Origin of the sequence: Dietzia sp. E1 (genome assembly GCF_014145015.1) — a bacterium.
Taxonomy (GTDB): Bacteria; Actinomycetota; Actinomycetes; order Mycobacteriales; family Mycobacteriaceae; genus Dietzia; species Dietzia cinnamea_A.
The window spans coordinates 1-1,547 of the sequence record NZ_JAALDU010000533.1 but is presented as its reverse complement, the minus strand read 5'-3'; the positions used below and the strand labels follow the sequence as shown (position 1 = coordinate 1,547).

Annotated in this window: 1 protein-coding gene; it reads left to right on the top strand. The window is 67.9% G+C overall.

From position 1 onward, the window contains the following. The first annotated feature begins 206 nt into the window (after window positions 1–206). A complete protein-coding gene (gene fbaA / locus G6030_RS15145; RefSeq protein WP_061228946.1) occupies window positions 207–1,244 on the top strand; it encodes a class II fructose-bisphosphate aldolase in 1,038 nt (345 codons plus the stop codon). Window positions 1,245–1,547 lie beyond the last annotated feature (303 nt).

Sequence of the window (1,547 nt, the reverse complement as noted above, 5' to 3'; positions counted from 1 at the left end):
GACGGCAGCCCCCGGGGGAACCCGCGGGGCGGCCCGGCCCCGCCCTGTCGAGGCTCGAGCCAGCCCTGTCGAGGGCGGTGCCGCGCGGCTCCCGGGTGCGCACGGTGGGGCTGGCCTAGTCTGGTGGGGTGCGCCCGCCGTCACAACGGTGCCGGCGCCCCGGCCGAGGCCATCCGCACCAGAACTGAACCACCGGAGGAGACCCCATGCCCATCGCAACTCCCGAACAGTACAAGGACATGCTCGACCGAGCCCGCCGGGAGGGTTTCGCGTACCCCGCGATCAACTGCACCTCCTCGGAGACGATCAACGCGGCCATCAAGGGCTTCGCCGACGCGGGCTCCGACGGCATCATCCAGTTCTCCACCGGTGGTTCCGAGTTCGGCTCCGGCCTGAACGTCAAGGACATGGTCACCGGCGCGGTGGCCCTGGCCGAGTTCGCTCATGTGGTGGCGGCCAAGTACGACATCCTCGTGGCCCTGCACACCGACCACTGCCCCGAGGACAAGCTGGACACGTTCGTCCGCCCGCTCATCGAGATCTCGCAGGAGCGCGTCGACCGCGGCGAGAACCCGCTGTTCCAGTCGCACATGTGGGACGGCTCGGCCACCCCGCTCGACCGCAACCTCGAGATCGCCAAGGAGCTCCTCGAGAAGACGGCCAAGGCCAAGCAGATCCTCGAGATCGAGATCGGCGTCGTCGGCGGCGAGGAGGACGGCGTCGAGAACGAGATCAACGAGAAGCTCTACACCACGCGTGAGGACTTCGAGGCGACCATCGACGCGCTCGGCGCCGGCAACACCGGCCAGCGCTACCTGCTGGCCGCCACCTTCGGCAACGTCCACGGCGTCTACAAGCCGGGCAACGTCAAGCTCAAGCCCGAGGTCCTCAAGATGGGCCAGGAGGTCGCGGTCGAGAAGCTGGGCCTGAACGAGGGCGACCTGCCGTTCGACTTCGTCTTCCACGGCGGCTCGGGCTCGGCCAAGAGCGAGATCGAGGAGGCACTGAGCTACGGCGTCATCAAGATGAACGTCGACACCGATACGCAGTACGCCTTCACCCGGCCCGTGGCCGCGCACATGTTCACCAACTACGACGGCGTGCTCAAGGTCGACGGCGACGTCGGCAACAAGAAGACCTACGACCCCCGCTCGTACCTCAAGAAGGCCGAGCAGGCCATGTCCGAGCGCGTGGTCGAGGCGTGCAACGACCTGAAGTCGGCGGGCAAGTCCAAGGGCGCCTGACGTCCCACTTCGCGCCCCTTCGGGTGCACGCCGCGGCGTCCCTCCCGTGTAGGAGGGGCGCCGCTGTCGTCTGCGGACATAATGGGTGGCGGCTGTATCGAACTCTTGTGCGATCTCGTCGCGGCCGGTAAACTCGTTCTCATGTTCGAGTGATGGCGCGGCGCTGCAGGGGGTGACGGGGTTGGATACGACGACGACGAGGGCGTTCGGTCTCGGGGCGCTGCGCGCGGTGGACGAGCCGTTGGAGTCGTTGGACGCCTCGGCGCTGAGCGAGGTGGTGCGGTCGGTGACGCTGGCGCAGAA